Source organism: Enterobacter cloacae complex sp. P12RS (assembly GCF_014895875.1).
Taxonomy (GTDB): domain Bacteria; phylum Pseudomonadota; class Gammaproteobacteria; order Enterobacterales; family Enterobacteriaceae; genus Enterobacter; species Enterobacter bugandensis.
In genome coordinates this window covers 82363-100214 of record NZ_JADBQO010000020.1, presented here as the reverse complement: position 1 = coordinate 100214, position 17852 = coordinate 82363, and the positions used below count along the sequence as shown (strand labels likewise).

Annotated in this window: 20 protein-coding genes; 12 read left to right on the top strand and 8 right to left on the bottom strand. The window is 51.4% G+C overall.

Annotated features, from left to right (window positions below; all coding sequences use genetic code 11):
• The 3 genes from IM284_RS13995 to IM284_RS13985 all read right to left on the bottom strand — a co-directional run.
• Window positions 1–382, bottom strand: a 382-nt coding sequence (locus IM284_RS13995) for a DUF6056 family protein (RefSeq protein ID WP_226838766.1), incomplete at its 3' end; no start/stop codon positions are given.
• Window positions 379–1302 (bottom strand): glycosyltransferase family 2 protein, encoded by a 924-nt coding sequence (locus tag IM284_RS13990; RefSeq protein WP_028013696.1) that lies wholly within the window; start codon window positions 1300–1302, stop codon window positions 379–381. The genes IM284_RS13995 and IM284_RS13990, both read right to left, overlap by 4 nt.
• Entirely contained in the window at window positions 1299–1661 is a 363-nt protein-coding gene (locus IM284_RS13985; RefSeq protein WP_028013695.1) for a GtrA family protein, read from the bottom strand. The genes IM284_RS13990 and IM284_RS13985 overlap by 4 nt, the downstream gene beginning before the upstream one ends.
• Window positions 1662–2046: 385 nt before the next feature.
• Between IM284_RS13985 and yedD the strand changes: the two genes are divergently transcribed.
• The gene (gene yedD, locus IM284_RS13980) at window positions 2047–2460 is read left to right on the top strand and encodes a lipoprotein YedD (protein ID WP_028013694.1); all 414 of its coding nucleotides are present in this window, start codon (window positions 2047–2049) and stop codon (window positions 2458–2460) included.
• 44 nt (window positions 2461–2504) lie between these two features.
• On the opposite strand, the gene amyA is transcribed toward yedD, so the two are convergent.
• From amyA to fliD, 4 genes are read right to left on the bottom strand one after another with little or no spacing between them, the layout of a single operon-like run.
• Window positions 2505–3992 (bottom strand): alpha-amylase, encoded by a 1488-nt coding sequence (amyA, locus tag IM284_RS13975; RefSeq protein WP_047367839.1) that lies wholly within the window; start codon window positions 3990–3992, stop codon window positions 2505–2507.
• Between the two features lie 52 nt (window positions 3993–4044).
• Window positions 4045–4419 carry a flagella biosynthesis regulatory protein FliT gene (fliT, locus tag IM284_RS13970; protein ID WP_045260347.1) on the bottom strand — a complete coding sequence of 125 codons (375 nt, stop codon included), beginning with the start codon at window positions 4417–4419 and terminating at the stop codon, window positions 4045–4047.
• A 5-nt stretch (window positions 4420–4424) separates the two neighbouring features.
• Window positions 4425–4829, bottom strand: a complete 405-nt coding sequence (gene fliS / locus IM284_RS13965; protein WP_045260346.1) for a flagellar export chaperone FliS — start codon at window positions 4827–4829, stop codon at window positions 4425–4427.
• Window positions 4830–4850: 21 nt separating this feature from the next.
• Entirely contained in the window at window positions 4851–6275 is a 1425-nt protein-coding gene (gene fliD / locus IM284_RS13960; RefSeq protein WP_045631645.1) for a flagellar filament capping protein FliD, read from the bottom strand.
• A 399-nt stretch (window positions 6276–6674) separates the two neighbouring features.
• Here fliD and IM284_RS13955 point away from each other — a divergent pair, with 399 nt between their 5' ends.
• The 9 genes from IM284_RS13955 to sdiA all read left to right on the top strand — a co-directional run bounded on the left by IM284_RS13955 (window position 6675) and on the right by sdiA (window position 14586).
• Window positions 6675–7499, top strand: a complete 825-nt coding sequence (locus tag IM284_RS13955) for a flagellin (protein ID WP_047362882.1) — start codon at window positions 6675–6677, stop codon at window positions 7497–7499.
• Between the two features lie 62 nt (window positions 7500–7561).
• Window positions 7562–8767: a flagellin lysine-N-methylase gene (gene fliB / locus IM284_RS13950; RefSeq protein ID WP_047367838.1), complete on the top strand. Its 1206-nt coding sequence runs from the start codon at window positions 7562–7564 to the stop codon at window positions 8765–8767.
• Window positions 8768–8896: 129 nt separating this feature from the next.
• Window positions 8897–9616 carry an RNA polymerase sigma factor FliA gene (locus IM284_RS13945; RefSeq protein ID WP_014170714.1) on the top strand — a complete coding sequence of 240 codons (720 nt, stop codon included), beginning with the start codon at window positions 8897–8899 and terminating at the stop codon, window positions 9614–9616.
• A 54-nt stretch (window positions 9617–9670) separates the two neighbouring features.
• On the top strand, window positions 9671–10222 hold the full coding sequence (gene fliZ / locus IM284_RS13940; RefSeq protein ID WP_028013680.1) for a flagella biosynthesis regulatory protein FliZ: 552 nt from the start codon (window positions 9671–9673) through the stop codon (window positions 10220–10222).
• Window positions 10223–10308: 86 nt separating this feature from the next.
• Complete coding sequence (gene tcyJ, locus IM284_RS13935; RefSeq protein WP_047367837.1) at window positions 10309–11109, top strand: cystine ABC transporter substrate-binding protein; 801 nt, start codon at window positions 10309–10311, stop codon at window positions 11107–11109.
• 107 nt (window positions 11110–11216) lie between these two features.
• The gene (gene dcyD, locus IM284_RS13930) at window positions 11217–12203 is read left to right on the top strand and encodes a D-cysteine desulfhydrase (protein WP_047367836.1); all 987 of its coding nucleotides are present in this window, start codon (window positions 11217–11219) and stop codon (window positions 12201–12203) included.
• 21 nt (window positions 12204–12224) lie between these two features.
• Window positions 12225–12893, top strand: coding sequence for a cystine ABC transporter permease (gene tcyL, locus IM284_RS13925; protein WP_028013677.1), 669 nt, complete (start codon window positions 12225–12227; stop codon window positions 12891–12893).
• A complete protein-coding gene (gene tcyN, locus IM284_RS13920; RefSeq protein ID WP_041909387.1) occupies window positions 12890–13642 on the top strand; it encodes an L-cystine ABC transporter ATP-binding protein TcyN in 753 nt (250 codons plus the stop codon). Before tcyL ends, tcyN begins: the two co-directional genes overlap by 4 nt.
• 221 nt (window positions 13643–13863) lie before the next feature.
• Window positions 13864–14586: a transcriptional regulator SdiA gene (gene sdiA, locus IM284_RS13915; RefSeq protein WP_045631539.1), complete on the top strand. Its 723-nt coding sequence runs from the start codon at window positions 13864–13866 to the stop codon at window positions 14584–14586.
• Window positions 14587–14652: 66 nt separating this feature from the next.
• Here the strand turns inward: sdiA and IM284_RS13910 are convergent, their stop codons facing one another.
• Complete coding sequence (locus IM284_RS13910) at window positions 14653–14877, bottom strand: DUF2594 family protein (protein ID WP_014832453.1); 225 nt, start codon at window positions 14875–14877, stop codon at window positions 14653–14655.
• 464 nt (window positions 14878–15341) lie between these two features.
• Between IM284_RS13910 and uvrY the strand changes: the two genes are divergently transcribed.
• Window positions 15342–15998: a UvrY/SirA/GacA family response regulator transcription factor gene (uvrY, locus tag IM284_RS13905; protein WP_013096026.1), complete on the top strand. Its 657-nt coding sequence runs from the start codon at window positions 15342–15344 to the stop codon at window positions 15996–15998.
• Window positions 15995–17827 (top strand): excinuclease ABC subunit UvrC, encoded by a 1833-nt coding sequence (uvrC, locus tag IM284_RS13900; RefSeq protein ID WP_047367835.1) that lies wholly within the window; start codon window positions 15995–15997, stop codon window positions 17825–17827. The genes uvrY and uvrC overlap by 4 nt, the downstream gene beginning before the upstream one ends.
• Window positions 17828–17852: the final 25 nt, after the last annotated feature.

The window sequence follows — 17852 nt, the reverse complement described above, 5'->3', positions numbered from 1 at the left end:
CAACAAACCAGAAGAAAGTTTCACCAAGCGCTGGATTTGATATCCAAAGAGCTAAAAAGATAATTACTATCGAAATAGCGCTAGGTTTTGGCTTGCCATCAAATAACGCAGATGGTATCGCTGCAATAAGATAAACGCTGGCAACTAGCGCAGCAGCTGTCAAAGACTGATAGATATCATGATTGACATATTTGAGCATATATGAGCTAAATATGTTAGTAATTAGCCTTCCACTCCAGACTAAATAATGACCGATTTGCTCTTGAAGGCTGGCATGAAAATAATAATAATAATCATCTGACAATACTGGTGTGTGTAAATATGGCACCAACATAAGTAAAAAAATAATAATTAGAACTAACAGATTATTTTTGGAAATCATTTTTCTTTATTCCGTTTTAAACAATAGCGTGGTCTTTTTTTGGTTTCGATATAGATGCGCCCTATATATTCACCTAAAACACCAATGCCGATTAATTGAACGCCGCCGATAAACAGGATGGATACCAATAGGGATGTGTACCCTTTTATCGGATTGCCTATAATTAATGTTTGCAAAGTCATCCATGCGCCGTATAAGAATGAAATAGATGCAATTATGAAGCCTATATACATCCAAACCCTTAACGGGAAGGTAGAGAAACTTGTTATTCCCTCAAGTGCAAGATTCCACAGTTTCCAGCCGTTAAATTTAGTGCTGCCGGCAACGCGCTCAGCGCGTGCATACTCCACGACATCAGTACGCCCGCCAACCCAACTCAGCACGCCCTTCATGAACAAGTTGCGCTCTGGCATGAGCTGAATATTTTCCACGACCTCGCGGGACATCAGGCGGAAGTCTCCAACATTTTCTTCGATTTGCGGATTGCTGATTTTGTTATGTAGCTTATAAAACCACTCGGCGGTCTTGCGCTTCAGACGGCCATCTGTAGAGCGATCGGAGCGTTTGGCAAGCACCATATCTGCTCCGGCCTGCCACTTCTCTATCAGGTGTGGAATGACTTCAATAGGGTCCTGCAGGTCAACATCAATCGGAATAATAGCTTCTCCGCTAGCGTGATCCAGACCTGCGAACAGCGCAGGTTCTTTACCAAAGTTGCGAGTGAAGGACAGCGGAACTACAAGCGGATCGGCAAGGGCAAGTGCGTTAATAATTGATTCTGTACTATCTTTGCTGCCGTCATTAATGAACACTATCTCGACTTCATGTTGCTTAAGCTCTTCAAACTCCCGCACGGCTTTGTAGAAAATCGGAATTGCATCCTCTTCATTAAAAACTGGAACAACCAGTGAAATTTTCATTTAGCATCCCTGAATACAACGAACTTTGAATATACAAACCCGCACACCAAACTGATGGCGGAGAACACGATTAATGTGATGACAGGAGCTATGCCTGATTTGTCTGCACACCAGCCAAAAGCGGCACTCAATGTGCCCATAAAACCTACGTAAAGCATGTAGCGGATGGTTGTTGTGGAAGATTTAAAAGTGAATTTTGCATTGGCGAAGAAGCTGAACGACACAGCGACAACGAATCCGGCAAAGTTGCCAAGCGCCTGTCCTGTGTGGAATGCGTATATGCATACAGCAAAGACGACCCAATGAATTAGCGTGTTTATTACACCTATTGATGTGTATCTGGCGAATAACTTGAACATTTGAGAAATCAGTAAATTCAGAAAAGTCCGAATTGTAGCATCTGGCATTCACTTGATCGACCCTCATGTTTAACCACGCAGCATATTTATACAGTTGATTTTACAAATGATCATGCCACGCACTGCAGACATACACACCGTCTTCGTTGCGGCAGTACAGCTCACCGCTCATCTGCTTTCGTGGTCGTGAGCTGCGCCCAACCAGTCCAGCTCATTCCAATGGACAGCACGCACTCGACGATCATGAAGGTCGACCAGGCCTTTGTTGATTATGAAAAATGTTCGCTCATAACATTTATATACCGGTCTAAGACCTGTCGAACTTCGCTGGCAGCCTCTGCGCTTTAATGCCACAATATTTTTTTCTTCGAATGCAGGAAAGATGATGAAAAAAATAGCAATTGCTGGCGCGCTGCTGGCACTGACCGGGTGCGTTCAGGTCGATAACTATAATGACGTGATCAAGCATCCCGTCCCCGCGAACCTGGCGGGATACTGGCAGTCGAAAGGGCCTCAGAGCAGTCTGGTCAGCCCTGAAGCAATTGCCACGCTGGTGGTGACGGAAGAGGGTGATACGCTGGACTGCCGCCAGTGGCAGCGCGTGATTGCCGTACCGGGTAAGGTCATGCTGCGCTCAGACAGCTATTACAACGTGACCCGTAAGCTGGATATCTATCCGCTGGATCGCGACGGCGCTACGCTTGAGTATGACGGGATGGAGCTGCAAAAGGTTGCCCGCCCGACGGTGGAGTGTGCTGACTACCTGAGCAAAAACCCGCTGGAGAGTAAACTACCGTAGCCGTTTTTGTGCCGGGTAAGCGTCAGCGCCACCCGGCATTGTTTCTACAACGCATCCTCAATAACCCACACGCTGACGCTTCCCCCTTTACAGGTAAAGGTACCTTCGCCATCCGCCGCGGTGGTGACCGTTTCTTCACGATTGCCGAGGAAATCACGCCACGTTTTGTTGCCGTAGTTTTCCCCCAGGCAAATCACCTTCTCGCCGTCATCGCCGTTCGACATCACCACCACGCAGCCGGGATCGTCCTCGGTGCCGCTGCGGCTGAAGGCGATGCAGTTTGGATGGTCAAAAAACAGCGTCTGCACGCCGTGGGCAAAGCGCTGGCGGGCGAGGATCAGCTCGTGAAGCTGCTCAATCACCGGCATATCAATATGGTACGTTTCACCGTCCCCTCCCGTATCGTCATAGCTTGCGCCGAACAGATCCGGATAGAAGACGCTCGGCACGCCGTTTTCCCGCAGCAGGATCAGCGCGTACGCCAGCGGTTTAAACCAGGCCTCGACCGGGGCTTCCAGCGCCTGCAGAGGCTGCGTGTCATGGTTCGCGACGAGGGTCACCGCATGGAACGGGTCGGCCTCCACCAGCGTGCCGGTAAAGATCTGGCTCATGTCGTAATCTCGTCCCTGGCGCGACGCTTCGTGGAATTTCATCTGCAGGGGGGCATCAAACAGCATGGTTTTACCGTCGACCTGGTCAATATAGGCCTGAAGTTTATCCACCTCGTGAGACCAGTATTCCGCCACGATAAACAACGGCTGTTCGGCCACTTCCTGAACGTGCTCAATCCACTCTTTGTAAAACCAGGCGGGAATATGCTTGACGGCGTCCAGACGAAAACCGTCGCAGCGCGTCTGTTCCATGACCCAGCGGGCCCAGTATTTGATCTCCTCGGTGACGGCGTGATTACGAAAGTCGATGTTTTCGCCCATCAGGTAATCGAAGTTACCCATCTCATCATCGACCTGGTCATTCCAGCCTTCGCCGGTGTAGTCGTTGACGATTTTAAAGATCCCGTCTTCATCCGGGTTTTCAATATGGTCGACGCCGCTAAAGCATTTGTAATCCCAGATAAACTGCGAGTATTGCCCGGCGCGGGCGGGGAAGGTGTAGCGAGTCCAGGCCTCACACTCGATGATTTCATCATCAATTTGTGTACGGTCCTGTTCGTTCACGCGCTGCACGCGGACAGGCTCTTTCTCATCAGCCCCCATTTTGTGATTCACCACCACGTCCAGCAGGACGGCAATCTCGTTGCTTTTGAGGGCGTCAATGGCTTCCAGCAGCTGCGCTTTGTCACCGTATTTCGTGGCGATACTGCCTTTCTGGTCAAACTCGCCGAGGTCAAACAGATCGTAAGAGTCATAGCCAACCGAATACCCGCCGGAAGCCCCTTTATACGCGGGCGGCAGCCAGATCATGTTGATGCCGATTTCATTAAGATTGGGGGCTAACGCCGTGACTTCTCGCCACAATTCACCGCCAGCGGGGTAATACCAGTGAAAGCATTGTAACAGGGTGGGGTTTTTCATCGTCCGTGCTCCAGAAGCCATATGGCAGACTTCTGGAGTATGGATGAAGAAATCATAATTGTGTGTCGCGGGTAACACTTTCTGGATAAAGAATATTCCCTGACAGCTTTCCATAGGTAGAGGTGATGGATTGCTGTTTGCCGGTCTGATCGATGAGATTACGCAGTTCGTCCATCCGCACTTTCAGCAGCGCCTTTAACGTATTCTCATTGTCGAGGATCATCTCCAGCAGCGCACGCGCTTGCTCAACCTGAGCCGGGGGGCATGACATGATGGGCGTTTGCGAAATCCTTTCCACCAGTTGAACGTAATGCATTTCCTGCTCAATAAGCGCATCCCATTGACCAGAATGTGCGAGATTTAGCATAGCAATGCTCTGAGCATGTAACGCCTGCCAGTGGCTAAGCGCTGCGCTGGGATTATTCATCAAAATTATCCTGAAATAGAGGACGCATTGGGGCCGATTTGCTTCCACGCATCCGCAATGTTGTTTAATAAACCCTCGACTTCAACAATTGCGTCTACGTCATTACTGACGTTCGCCAGTAATAAACGTCGAACCATATATTCGTACAAGGAGGCAAGATTACTGGACAGCTCGCTCTCAACCTCCATGTTCAGTCCTGCTTTTAAACCGTTGTCGATGATGTTAATGGCTTTCGATAACGCTTCGCCTTTTTCACGAATTTGTCCGGCTTCCATGAACAAACGCGCGCGGACGAGGGCGCTATGCGCCCCGTCGAACAACATGACAATCAGCTGGTGTGGACTGGCATTCATAACTGCGCTTTCTACTCCTATCTGCTGATAGGATTGAACACCAGAGGTCTTATACATATCCACTCCTGAAGGCTACGACTATTTTTGTGAGAACTGTTGGGTCAGATAGTTGGCCGTACTGGTCATTTTGGTGACTAATACGTCCAGGCTGGTGAACTGCGCTTTGTAACGCGCCATGGTGGCATCAATAGAGGCTTCCATAGAGTCGTAACGTTCGCCCAGGGTTTTCAGCGTTTTGTTGATACCGTCTTTCGCGTTCTGGATCACGCCCGCGCTGCCGGTGCTGGTGCTGAGCATGGTGGTCAGCGTGTTGTTCATCTGGGTCGCCAGACCGGTTTTCTTTCCGTCACCGATAAAGTACTGCTGTACGGCGGTCGGGTTGTCGGTCAGCGCTTTTTTCAGCTTATCGGAATCCACTTTAAGGTTACCGACCGTACCGTCTGCACCTTTCACCGGATCCTGGGTAATCCCCAACTGAGCCATGATCTGAACGGAGCCAGCCTGAACTTCGGTCAGCAGACCGCGCAGCTGAGACTGGATCCCGCGCACGTTTGCATCACCCACCAGCGCGCCGTTGCTGGTGGACTGGCTGCCAGAACCTGCGTCGACCGGCACATATTTGGTGAGGCTGTTAATGGTGGACTGCAGCGAGTTATACGCGGTTACCCAGTCCGTTACGGCTTTTTGGTTTGCATCCGTGGCGCGCGTCACTTCCAGCATTTCATCCGCTTTACTTTCTGCCTTCACGGTGAAGGTCATCCCCGGCAGCGCATCGGAAATGGTGTTCGATTGACGCTCAATCTTGATGTCGTTCACAACGACAATCGCGTTCTGGGCCGCGGTATTTACCGCCAGCGCGCCGGTTTTGGCGGTTGAGTCGTAGCCGATTACGCTTTGCAGCTTGTCGTCCCCGGTGACGCTGATGGTCATCTCGCCATCCGTACCGGTGGTTTTCGAGGAGAGCATCAGGCGGTAATCGCCGTCTTTCGCCTTGATTACGCTGGCGGTGACGTTGCCGTTCGCTTTATTAATCGCGCTCGCGATCCCGGCAAGCGACGTATCGCCATCGGCCAGGTTCACCTCTAAAGGCGTTTTTGTCCCCGGCTGGGTAATCGTAATTTTACGCGTCGTGCCGGTTGTATCGCCCAGCAGCTCCGTGTTGGTGGCATACGAACCCGTCGTGAGCGCCTGTGCTTTTGCCACCTGGTTGACATTAACCACATAAGAGCCGACGGATGCGTCTGCGGTCGTGGTTGCCGTAAAGGCCGTGTTGGTGCTGCTTACGGCGGTTGAGTTCCATGTGGTCGCTTTACCCAGCGCAGCGGTCGCAGTCTGCAGCGAGGTCATGGCACTCTGCAGCTTGCCGTACGCGCTTAACTGTGCGTTATACGTTGATTGCTGGGTAGTAATCGTCGTCAGCTTGGTTCGTTCTGCTGCATCCAACTGATTATATAATTCCCCGAGTCCTGCAGAACCTATCCCGAGGTTACTGATAGTAGCCATGCATATTTTCCTTAAATACGAAAGTAGTTCAGGACTCTTATCGGCCTCGAATAGAAAAAGTTTACGATGGTGAGAAAAAAATAATCCAAAGAATAGGCATGTCCTGGCGCGTTAAATGAAACGATTGCACTTTGGGACGATTTTTAGTTCGTCAATAACACAGATAAGTGTGTGCCTTTTTTGGCATATTCCGCGTAATAAAAAGCCGTAAATAATAACCTTATGATGAACCTTAATTGATTTTTTAAAAATAAAACCATTAATAATCATTGAGTTATAATTTTTTCGAAATTGATTCTAAAGTCTTTTCGGGACCCGTCGATAACCTTGTTGACGGTGAGAGACGCTGTGAGTGTTAGGCACCGGACCTAAAACCCAATTTTTGAAGGAAAGAAAATTATGGCAGTTATCAATACTAACCTGTTGTCCCTGACTACTCAGAACAACCTGAACAAATCTCAGTCTTCTCTGGGCACTGCTATTGAGCGTCTGTCTTCAGGTCTGCGTATCAACAGCGCGAAAGATGATGCCGCTGGCCAAGCGATTGCAAACCGCATGACCGCTCAGATCAAAGGCATGACTCAGGCAGCACGTAACGCCAACGACGGTATCTCCATGGCGCAGACTGCTGAAGGTTCCCTGAACGAAATCAACAACAACCTGCAGCGCGTTCGTGAACTGGCTGTTCAGGCAAGCAACGGCACCAACAGCACGTCTGACCTGGCTTCTCTGCAGGATGAAGTTACCGCTCGTCTGGCTGAAATCAACCGTGTTGCCAGCAAAACTGACTTCAACGGCATCAAACTGCTGGACGGTTCTGCAGGTACTGCTGGCGTGGTTAAAATTCAGGTTGGCGTGAACGACGGCGACACCATCGATCTGGACCTGAGCGGTGCTAAAGCTGACACCACGACTCTGGGCGTGAACGCTATCGACCTGAAAGCAATGACTGCGACCGATCTGGACACCATTGACAAAGCTATCGCTAAAGTTGATACCGCTCGTTCCGGTCTGGGTGCTGTGCAGAACCGCTTCACTTCTGCAATCAACAACCTGAACAACACCTCTAACAACCTGTCTGCTGCTCAGTCCCGTATCCAGGACGCTGACTACGCAACTGAAGTTTCCAACATGTCTCGCGCGCAGATCCTGCAGCAGGCTGGTACTTCTGTTCTGTCCCAGGCAAACCAGGTTCCACAGACCGTTCTGTCTCTGCTGCGTTAATTTTACGCATCAAACCCCGCTTCGGCGGGGTTTTTTTGTCTCTGAATTTTGAGGATCCGCCCGTGAAACAGATCGTTATTACCCAGCCTAAACTGGTCGCAGATTTTTCCTGTGTCGGTGGGGAATGCCGTGAACATTGTTGTCAGGGCTGGACCATCGCGTTTGATAAATCCTCCGTTAACCGCTATCTGAACAGTAAAAATGCCGCCATTCGTCACACTGCGAAAACGGCGATAAAAGTCACAAAAAAACAGTACGGCAACTGGGGCGAAGTGATTTTCCATACGGAAAGTAAAAACTGCCCGTTTATGGATACGGAAAAGCTCTGTTCTATTCATAGCGCCATGGGCGCTCAGGCCTTAAGCCCGACCTGTTCGACGTTCCCGCGGACAAACCGGGTCTATAAAAATGAAATTGAAAAATCACTTAATCTCTCGTGTCCGGAAGTCACTCGACTGTTGTTGAACGATCGGGCATCGATGTCGATGATGGAATCCATCAGCGTTCAGCAGGACGTGAATAATGCGCCAGCGATGGATTTGAAGATTAAGGTCATCAATCTTTTCTGCCAGAACCTCTTCAGCGTTGAGGCGGTGAGCGTTGAAGAACAAGTTTATGCCGTGGTTAAATTCCTCATGGTGGCTGAAAAGCTCGAAAACCTGGAAGAGAATATCAGCACGCTCGAAACGGTTTATTATTCGCTGGTGAACGAGCTGGTGAGCGGTAAAATCAAGACGGAGTTAGGCGGGTTTAATCAGAACTACAGCCTGAAATTCGCGTTAATCTCGCTCATCCAAAGCTACTTTACGAAGAAAGCGACGGCCCGCGGTGGCGCCGTATTAAACCGTTATTTTGATCAGCTTTATATACAGTTTGAATCTGTCGATGACACCGTTTCGGCAGAAAAGGTCATGGAAAACATCGAGTCCGTCTGGCGCGATGTGGCGGGCGGTTACATCGCGGCAAACGATCACCTGTTTAAGAACTTTTTTAAATACAAGCTCTGGGAGCAGGGCTTCCCGCAGAGCAATGGCCGCAGCATGTTGAATAATCTTTATTTAATCGTTGCGGAGTTCTATTTTCTCAAATCGCTGCTTGCCGGTCAGGCCATCGCGGCGGGAAAAATTGAACAAGACAATATTATTGACGTTATTTACAGCTTCCACTCCCTGAGCCAGCATAATCAGGAAGCCGGAAAGCTCTTTCATCAACATATAGATAGCGTCAAATTGGGCGACGATCTTTCATTGTTACAACTGTTAATTTAGTCAGAAAAGTTGCCCCTGCTGTGGGCAACCTCAGAATAACCTCACTTTATCCCCCTTTTTCATCCAATTGAACGCCCTGCAGAATCGGATAATCATGCCGATAACTCAACTAACGCAGGGCTGTTTATCGTGAATTCACTCTATACCGCTGAAGGTGTAATGGATAAACACTCGCTGTGGCAGCGTTATGTCCCGCTGGTGCGTCACGAAGCATTGCGCCTCCAGGTGCGTTTGCCGGCGAGCGTGGAACTTGACGATCTGCTACAGGCGGGCGGTATCGGGTTATTGAATGCAGTTGACCGATACGACGCTCTGCAAGGAACGGCATTTACGACTTACGCAGTTCAGCGTATTCGTGGTGCGATGCTGGACGAGCTGCGCAGCCGCGACTGGGTGCCGCGTAGCGTTCGCCGCAACGCGCGCGAAGTGGCGCATGCGATGGGACAGCTGGAACAGGAACTGGGACGCAACGCAACGGAAACCGAAGTGGCGGAACGTCTTGGCATTGCTGTTGAAGAGTATCGTCAGATGTTGCTCGATACCAATAATAGCCAACTCTTCTCCTATGACGAGTGGCGCGAAGAGCATGGCGATAGCATCGAGCTGGTGACGGACGAGCACCAGCAGGAAAACCCGTTACACCATTTAATGGAAGGGAATTTACGCCAGCGCGTAATGGAAGCGATTGAAGCTCTGCCCGAGCGCGAACAGCTGGTGTTGACCCTTTATTACCAGGAAGAGCTTAATCTCAAAGAGATTGGCGCGGTTCTGGAGGTGGGGGAGTCGCGGGTTAGCCAGCTGCACAGCCAGGCCATTAAACGCTTACGAACCAAACTGGGTAAGTTATAGGTGATCCAATCACCCGAAAAATGCCGCACAACGTATTGACAACCAGGAGTTATCATGACGGTGCAGCAATCTAAAAGACGGCCTTTAAGCCGCTACCTGAAAGACTTTAAACACAGCCAGACGCATTGCGCCCACTGTAACAAATTACTCGATCGTATCACGCTGGTTCGCCGCGGCGAGATCGTGAATAAAATCGCTATCTCTCGCCTCGACACGTTAATGGATGAAGCCGCGTGGCTCGAAGAGCAAAAAGAGTGGGTGGCGCTTTGCCGTTTCTGTGGCGATCTCCACTGCAAAGAGCAAAGCGACTTCTTCGATATCATCGGCTTCAAACAATTCCTGTTTGAACAAACGGAGATGAGCCACGGCACCGTGCGCGAATATGTGGTTCGCCTGCGCCGTCTTGGGCAGCATCTGAGCGTTAACAATATCTCTCGCGATCTGCTGAAGACCGGTTACCTGGATGAAAATCTGGAGCCGTGGCTGCCTGCAACCAGCACCAACAACTACCGTATTGCGCTGCGCAAGTATGCGCAATATAAGGTGCAAATGCCGGGTTCCGTGAAGCAGAAAGCGCTCGCCGGAACAACTTCTGATATATATTAAAAAAGAATAAGATGTAGCGCAGTCGCCTTTGACGTTGCAGGCGATTTCTCTACACTACGTAAAAATTCCACTATATCGGGGTATTTATGAAATTTGCACTTCTGGGTCGTCAGGCGCTGATGGGTGTTATGGCCGTCGCGCTGGTTGCGGGCATGAGCGTGAAAACGTTCGCCGCAGAAAACCTGCTGAATAAAGTAAAAGAGCGCGGTACGCTGCTGGTCGGGCTGGAAGGAACCTATCCTCCCTTCAGCTTCCAGGGCGATGACGGCAAGCTGACCGGTTTTGAAGTGGAATTTGCAGAAGAACTGGCGAAGCACCTCGGCGTTAAAGCCTCCCTGAAACCGACCAAATGGGACGGTATGCTGGCGTCGCTGGATTCAAAACGCATTGACGTGGTGATTAACCAGGTGACCATTTCTGACGAGCGTAAGAAGAAGTATGACTTCTCCACGCCGTACACCGTGTCCGGTATTCAGGCGCTGGTGAAGAGAGGTAACGAAGGCTCCATTAAATCCGCTGCCGATCTGAAAGGCAAAAAAGTCGGCGTCGGTCTGGGAACTAACTACGAAGAGTGGCTGCGCCAGAACGTTCAGGGCGTGGACATCCGCACCTATGATGATGACCCGACGAAATATCAGGACCTGCGCGTAGGCCGTATCGACGCCATTCTGGTTGACCGTCTGGCCGCTTTGGATCTGGTGAAGAAAACCAACAATACCCTGGCAGTAGCGGGTGATGCGTTCTCTCGTCAGGAATCCGGCGTGGCCGTCCGTAAAGGCAACGAGGAGCTGGTGAAAGCCATTGATTCCGCGATTGCTGACATGCAGAAAGACGGCAGCCTGAAGGCGCTGTCTGAGAAGTGGTTCGGGGCCGACGTCACCAAATAAGTCGGTGACCTGGAAAAAAGGCGCTTTTAAAAGCGCCTTTTTTATTTCTTACGCGTCTGCGTGCATAATGAAAAATATCACATTTTGTCTGAGTTACCGGAGAGTCCATGTCACTACAGAATTTAACGCGCTTTCCCCGTCTGGAGTTTATCGGTGCGCCGACGCCGCTGGAGTACCTGCCGCGATTTTCTGATTATCTGGGACGCGATATTTTTATTAAGCGCGATGACGTGACGCCGATGGCGATGGGGGGCAATAAGCTGCGCAAGCTGGAGTTTCTGGCGGCCGACGCGCTGCGCGAAGGCGCGGATACGCTTATTACTGCCGGGGCCATTCAGTCCAACCATGTTCGTCAGACGGCCGCCGTGGCGGCAAAACTCGGGCTTCACTGCGTGGCTCTGCTGGAAAACCCGATTGGCACGCGGGCTGAAAACTATCTGTCCAACGGTAATCGTCTGCTGCTGGATCTGTTTAACGTGCAGGTGGAGATGGTGGATGCGTTGACCGACCCGACCGCACAGCTCGATGAGCTGGCGACGCGTCTGGAAGCGCAGGGGTTCCGCCCCTACGTTATTCCCGTCGGCGGTTCGAACGCGCTGGGCGCGCTGGGCTATGTGGAAAGTGCGCTGGAAATCGCCCAGCAATGCGAGGGCGCCGTTAGCCTCTCGTCGGTCGTTGTCGCCTCCGGAAGCGCGGGCACGCATGCCGGGCTGGCGGTGGGGCTGGAACAGCTTCTGCCGGATGTCGAGCTGATTGGCGTGACGGTTTCCCGCAGCGTCGCAGACCAGAAGCCAAAAGTAGTGGCTCTGCAACAGGCGGTGGCAGAGCAGCTGGAGCTGAAGGCCAGGGCCGAGATCTTGCTCTGGGATGACTATTTTGCGCCGGGCTACGGCACGCCTAATGAAGAGGGGATGGAAGCCGTTAAGCTGCTGGCGCGCCTTGAAGGTATACTGCTCGATCCGGTCTATACGGGTAAAGCGATGGCCGGGCTTATCGATGGTATTGCGCAGAAACGCTTTAAGGATGAAGGGCCGATTTTATTTGTGCACACCGGCGGGGCGCCCGCGCTGTTTGCTTATCATCCTCATGTCTAAAAATCAGGTCGAAAAATAATAATGCAAGAAAGTATTCAACTGGTTATTGATTCCCTGCCATTCCTGCTGAAAGGTGCGGTATTCACGCTACAGCTCAGTATCGGCGGGATGTTCTTCGGTCTTGTGCTGGGCTTTGTACTGGCCTTAATGCGCATGTCGCCCATCCTGCCGGTACGCTGGCTGGCGCGCTTTTATATTTCCGTGTTTCGCGGTACGCCGCTTATCGCTCAGCTCTTTATGATCTACTACGGTTTACCGCAGTTCGGCATCGAGCTGGATCCGATCCCGGCGGCGATGATTGGCCTGTCGCTTAACACGGCGGCCTATACCTCCGAAACCCTGCGCGCGGCGATCTCGTCGATTGATAAAGGCCAGTGGGAAGCGGCAGCCAGTATCGGGATGACGCCGTGGCAGACGCTGCGTCGCGCCATTCTGCCGCAGGCGGCGCGGGTAGCGCTTCCGCCGCTGAGCAACAGCTTCATCAGCCTGGTGAAAGATACCTCACTGGCGGCAACCATCCAGGTGCCGGAGCTGTTCCGTCAGGCGCAGCTCATTACCTCGCGCACCCTTGAAGTTTTCACCATGTATCTGGCCGCCTCGCTGATCTACTGGGTGATGGCGACGGTGTTGTCTGCTCTGCAAAACTACTTTGAAAACCAGCTTAACCGCCAGGAGCGTGATCCAAAATGAGTGCAATTGACGTCAAAAACCTGGTGAAAAAATTCCATGGGCAAACGGTGCTCCACGGCATCGACCTGGAAGTTGAGCAGGGCGAAGTCGTGGCGATTATTGGCCCGAGCGGGTCGGGGAAAACCACGCTGCTGCGTAGTATCAACCTGCTTGAGCAGCCGGAAGGGGGCACCATTCGGGTTGGGGAGATAACGATTGATACCGGTAAATCCATCAGCCAGCAGAAAGGGTTGATTCGCCGCCTGCGTCAGCATGTTGGCTTTGTGTTCCAGAGCTTCAATCTATTCCCGCACCGCACGGTGCTGGAAAATATTATTGAAGGACCGGTCATTGTAAAAGGTGAGCCCAAAGAGGAAGCGACGGCACGCGCCCGCGAGTTGCTCGCCAAAGTCGGGCTGGCAGGGAAAGAGACCAGCTATCCGCGCCGCCTGTCGGGCGGGCAGCAGCAGCGCGTGGCCATCGCGCGCGCGCTGGCGATGCGCCCTGACGTGATCCTGTTTGATGAACCGACCTCCGCGCTCGATCCAGAACTGGTGGGTGAGGTGCTGAACACCATCCGCCAGCTGGCGCAGGAAAAACGCACGATGGTTATCGTGACCCATGAAATGAGCTTTGCGCGCGACGTGGCGGACAGAGCCATCTTTATGGACCAGGGGCGGATTGTGGAGCAGGGACCGGCGAAAAGCTTATTTGCTAACCCTCAGCAACCGCGAACCCGTCAGTTCCTGGAAAAATTCCTTATGCAGTAGCATTTATGTACTCATTTGCTCCAGAAAGTTCTTCTGGAGCAAATTATTCTCGCTCATCGCCTTAAATGGTGTTCTTTTATTCTACCCGAACAGAATAATCCTTATCCATAGCACAGTTAATTGTGCTAGTGCCGATATTTTGTAGTTAGAAATAAGTTTTATGTGTTAGGTTATATTCACCATAATAATGATTATCTTTTCAGAGGCTTCTTTTAGTAAGTATGAAGGATTCAGACTTTTTCACCTGGCGACGGGATTGCTCCCTGCGGTTTCAGGAATTGACCTGTGCCGCCGAGGTATATCATGAACTTCAGCGACAAACTCAGGCGCTGGAATTCGATTATTACTCACTCTGTGTGCGCCATCCGGTGCCGTTTACGCGGCCTAAAATTGCTGTGCATGCCACTTATCCGCAACAGTGGCTGGCGCAATATCAATCAGAGAACTATTTCACCATCGATCCGGTGCTAAAGCCGGAGAATTTCATTCAGGGGCATTTACCCTGGACGGACGAATTATTTGCGGATGCTCAGGAATTATGGCATAGGGCGCAGGACTTCGGTCTACGTTCGGGAATAACGCAGTGTCTGATGCTGCCTAATCATGCGCTCGGCTTCCTCTCAGTTTCCAGTACTCGCGCACAGGAAGGACCGTTTGCCGGCGAGGAAATAGAGTTGCGGCTGCAGATGCTGGTGCAAATGGCATTAACCGCGCTGCTGCGTTTTGAAGATAAGATGGTTATGCCGCCTGAGATGAAATTCAGCAAACGCGAACGAGAAATTCTGAAATGGACCGCGGAAGGGAAGACGTCGGCGGAAATAGCGATCATTCTCTCTATTTCAGAGAATACGGTTAACTTCCATCAGAAGAATATGCAGAAAAAATTTAATGCGCCAAACAAGACGCAGATTGCCTGTTATGCGGCGGCTACGGGACTGATCTGATTAGAGAGTACGTTCTGCGTGACAGACGAGTGGACGGCTGAATGCACTGCATCCAGCCGTTTTTTGTTACTGGCGGTACGCTTGTTTGATTTGCTTAACGGTGTTAGCAAATACGGCCGATTCCGCCTGGTCTTCCATCTGCGCGATTTGTTTTTCCATTTTAATGATCACACGACCAGCATCAGCCTGGCCCATCGCCTGCAGCATCAGCGTTAGCAGCGCTTTCAGGCAGTTTACTTCCTGTGCCAGTTCCTGGTTATTCTCGGCAGTGGCAAATTCAGGTGTGCTCATTTATTTTCCTCATTATTAAACGGCGCTAAAGCGCGACGACGAAAGTCAAGGCGGCGGAGTATACCACAAGCTGCAGCAAAAAATGCAGCGGTTGTTTTTCGTACTTTTACGCCAGTGTTTATTTGCGTAAACAGAGCCAGCCGGTAAACTGATGTTCTGTTACGGCTATTAATTGTTTGCGCCAGGTTTACTTGCCGTTAATTATTGTTACAAAAATTGAGAACAGTTTTTCCGCGAGGAAAGCGTGCAAGCTTTTTGTAACTTTTTGAATACAGATGCTTAAAAATAGCCGCAAAAGCTCTGATGGCAAGGGCTCTCTTTCCATGGACTGTACAGGCTAATTTCCAAAAACGAGAGCAAAATCGAATAGCCGATTTTTTAACGTTTTAATCTTGTGATGAAAACCGTTAATATAAGCCAAATTATCACTCAGTAGCGTTATCCCTATTCTGGAGACATTTCCTTTGATCAACGTCCTTCTTGTTGATGACCACGAACTGGTGCGCGCAGGGATACGACGCATTCTTGAAGATATTAAAGGTATTAAAGTTGCCGGTGAGGCGTGCTGTGGGGAAGATGCCGTAAAATGGTGCCGCACAAACTCGGCCGATGTGGTGCTGATGGATATGAATATGCCCGGTATCGGTGGCCTTGAGGCAACACGCAAAATCGCGCGTACCTTTGTTGATACAAAAGTCATCATGCTGACCGTGCATACTGAAAATCCGCTTCCCGCGAAGGTGATGCAGGCGGGGGCAGCCGGTTACCTGAGCAAAGGCGCCGCACCGCAGGAGGTCGTCAATGCTATCCGTTCTGTATTTGCCGGGCAGCGTTACATTGCCTCCGACATTGCGCAGCAGATGGCGCTGAGCCAGATCGAACCCGAGAAAACGGAATCACCGTTTGCCAGTTTGTCTGAGCGTGAATTGCAGATTATGCTGATGATCACCAAGGGTCAGAAAGTGAATGAGATCTCAGAGCAGCTGAATCTCAGCCCGAAAACGGTCAACAGCTATCGTTATCGTATGTTCAGTAAACTGAACATTCATGGTGATGTTGAACTGACTCATCTGGCCATCCGGCACGGTTTATGTAACGCGGAGACGTTGTTAAGTCAGTGAGTGATGTATTCGATTCAAAAGCATTTCTGAAAACCGTAACCAGCCAGCCAGGCGTCTATCGGATGTATGACGCTGGCGGTACGGTTATCTATGTGGGGAAGGCCAAAGATCTTAAAAAGCGTCTTTCCAGCTATTTCCGCAGTAACCTTGCCTCCCGTAAGACCGAAGCGCTGGTCTCACTCATTCAGAATATTGATGTCACCGTGACGCATACCGAGACGGAAGCGCTGCTGCTTGAGCACAACTATATTAAGCTCTACCAGCCGCGCTATAACGTGCTGCTGCGGGACGACAAATCCTATCCGTTTATCTTTCTGAGTGGTGACACCCATCCGCGTCTGGCGATGCACCGCGGCGCAAAACACGCGAAAGGGGAATATTTCGGTCCCTTCCCGAATGGCTATGCCGTGCGGGAGACGCTGGCGCTGCTGCAAAAAATCTTCCCGATCCGCCAGTGTGAAAACAGCGTCTACCGCAACCGCTCGCGCCCATGTTTACAGTACCAGATTGGGCGTTGCCTTGGCCCCTGTGTTGCCGGGCTGGTCAGTGAAGACGAGTATGCGCAGCAGGTGGAATACGTACGCCTGTTCTTAGCTGGCAAAGACGATCAGGTTTTAACCCAGCTGATCGCCAGAATGGAAAAAGCCAGCGCCGCGCTTGAGTTTGAAGAGGCTGCGCGGATCCGCGACCAGATCCAGGCGGTGCGCAGAGTCACTGAGAAACAGTTTGTCTCAAATACCGGCGACGATCTCGACGTTATTGGCGTGTCCTTCGACGCCGGCATGGCCTGCGTGCATGTGTTGTTTATTCGCCAGGGCAAAGTGCTCGGCAGCCGCAGCTATTTCCCGAAGGTGCCTGGCGGCACCGAGCTGGGTGAAGTGGTGGAAACCTTTGTTGGCCAGTTTTATCTTCAGGGCAGCCAGATGCGTACGCTGCCCTCGGAGATCCTGCTCGATTTTAGCCTTGATGACAAAACCCTGCTGGCCGATTCGCTTTCCGAACTGGCCGGGCGTCGGGTCAATGTTCAAACCAAACCGCGCGGCGACCGTGCACGCTATCTGAAGCTGGCGCGGACCAACGCGGCGACGGCGCTCACCACTAAACTGTCCCAGCAATCGACGGTTAGCCAGCGTTTAACCGCGCTGGCGACGCTCCTGAAGTTGCCGGAAGTGAAGCGAATGGAATGTTTCGATATCAGCCATACGATGGGTGAGCAGACGGTGGCGTCCTGCGTGGTATTTGACGCCAACGGCCCGCTGCGCGCCGAGTATCGCCGCTATAACATCACCGGCATCACGCCGGGTGATGACTATGCTGCCATGAATCAGGTGCTGCGCCGTCGCTACGGTAAAGCGATTGAAGAGAGCAAGATCCCGGACGTGATTCTTATCGACGGTGGGAAAGGGCAGCTAGGTCAGGCGAAAGCGGTATTCGAGTCGCTCGACGTTGAGTGGGACAAAAACCATCCGCTGCTGTTAGGCGTGGCAAAAGGGGCCGATCGTAAGGCCGGTCTGGAAACGCTGTTTTTTGAGCCGGAAGGTGAGGGCTTCAGCCTGCCGCCGGACTCCCCGGCGCTGCACGTCATCCAGCATATTCGCGATGAGTCGCACGACCATGCCATCAGCGGCCACCGCAAAAAACGGGCGAAGGTCAAAAACACGAGCACGCTTGAAACTATTGAGGGCGTTGGGCCAAAACGCCGCCAGATGCTGCTGAAGTATATGGGCGGATTGCAAGGATTACTCAACGCCAGTATGGAGGAAATTGCAAAAGTGCCGGGTATTTCGCAAGGGCTGGCAGAAAAGATCTACTACTCGTTGAAACATTGAGGGCTCTGTAGCAACATAGAGCTAA

What these genes read in the sequence shown, in the direction of transcription:
- dcyD (WP_047367836.1), top strand. Translation starts at nt 11,217, where the DNA reads ATGTCACTACAGAATTTAACGCGCTTTCCCCGTCTGGAGTTTATCGGT.
- tcyN (WP_041909387.1), top strand. Translation starts at nt 12,890, where the DNA reads ATGAGTGCAATTGACGTCAAAAACCTGGTGAAAAAATTCCATGGGCAA.
- amyA (WP_047367839.1), bottom strand. Translation starts at nt 3,992, where the DNA reads ATGAAAAACCCCACCCTGTTACAATGCTTTCACTGGTATTACCCCGCT.
- tcyJ (WP_047367837.1), top strand. Translation starts at nt 10,309, where the DNA reads ATGAAATTTGCACTTCTGGGTCGTCAGGCGCTGATGGGTGTTATGGCC.
- fliS (WP_045260346.1), bottom strand. Translation starts at nt 4,829, where the DNA reads ATGTATAAGACCTCTGGTGTTCAATCCTATCAGCAGATAGGAGTAGAA.
- IM284_RS13990 (WP_028013696.1), bottom strand. Translation starts at nt 1,302, where the DNA reads ATGAAAATTTCACTGGTTGTTCCAGTTTTTAATGAAGAGGATGCAATT.
- IM284_RS13910 (WP_014832453.1), bottom strand. Translation starts at nt 14,877, where the DNA reads ATGAGCACACCTGAATTTGCCACTGCCGAGAATAACCAGGAACTGGCA.
- tcyL (WP_028013677.1), top strand. Translation starts at nt 12,225, where the DNA reads ATGCAAGAAAGTATTCAACTGGTTATTGATTCCCTGCCATTCCTGCTG.
- fliZ (WP_028013680.1), top strand. Translation starts at nt 9,671, where the DNA reads ATGACGGTGCAGCAATCTAAAAGACGGCCTTTAAGCCGCTACCTGAAA.
- fliT (WP_045260347.1), bottom strand. Translation starts at nt 4,419, where the DNA reads ATGAATAATCCCAGCGCAGCGCTTAGCCACTGGCAGGCGTTACATGCT.
- sdiA (WP_045631539.1), top strand. Translation starts at nt 13,864, where the DNA reads ATGAAGGATTCAGACTTTTTCACCTGGCGACGGGATTGCTCCCTGCGG.
- IM284_RS13985 (WP_028013695.1), bottom strand. Translation starts at nt 1,661, where the DNA reads ATGTTCAAGTTATTCGCCAGATACACATCAATAGGTGTAATAAACACG.
- IM284_RS13955 (WP_047362882.1), top strand. Translation starts at nt 6,675, where the DNA reads ATGGCAGTTATCAATACTAACCTGTTGTCCCTGACTACTCAGAACAAC.
- yedD (WP_028013694.1), top strand. Translation starts at nt 2,047, where the DNA reads ATGAAAAAAATAGCAATTGCTGGCGCGCTGCTGGCACTGACCGGGTGC.
- fliD (WP_045631645.1), bottom strand. Translation starts at nt 6,275, where the DNA reads ATGGCTACTATCAGTAACCTCGGGATAGGTTCTGCAGGACTCGGGGAA.